Origin of the sequence: Halorubrum sp. GN11_10-6_MGM (assembly GCF_005435165.1) — an archaeon.
Classification (GTDB): Archaea; Halobacteriota; Halobacteria; order Halobacteriales; family Haloferacaceae; genus Halorubrum.
This window is the reverse complement of record NZ_SGUC01000141.1, coordinates 1-484: the sequence shown is the minus strand read 5'-3', so window position 1 is coordinate 484 and position 484 is coordinate 1. Positions and strand designations below refer to the sequence as shown.

Sequence of the window (484 nt, the reverse complement as noted above, 5' to 3'; positions counted from 1 at the left end):
GGACTCAAGCGCATGTCAGAGCGATACGCCGAACGCGGCGTCGACGAGAAAGCGCCCGACGTGGGGGAGCTGACGCCGCCGGACCGCACGCTGATGGGCCCCGGTCCGAGCGACGTCCACCCGCGCGTCCTCAAGGCGATGAGCACGCCGCTCGTCGGCCACCTCGACCCGTCGTTCGTCGAGATCATGGACGAGGTCCAGGAGCTGTTGCGCTACACGTTCCGGACCGACAACCAGTGGACGATCCCGGTCTCCGGGACCGGGTCGGCGTCGATGGAGGCCGCCATCGGCAACCTCGTCGAGCCGGGCGACACGATGCTGGTACCGACGAACGGCTACTTCGGCGGCCGGATGAAGTCGATGGCCGAGCGCGCGGGCGGCGAGGTCGTCGAGGTGGACGCCCCGTGGGGCGAGCCCCTCGACCCCGTCGACGTCGAGCGCGCCTTCAACGAACACCAGCCGGACGTGTTCGGGTTCGTCCACG

General features: G+C 69.8%; 1 pseudogene. It reads left to right on the top strand.

Annotated elements, in window-relative coordinates:
• Positions 1-12: 12 nt before the first annotated feature.
• Positions 13-484 (top strand): annotated as a pseudogene (locus EXE46_RS16430) (aminotransferase class V-fold PLP-dependent enzyme); the annotation flags it as partial.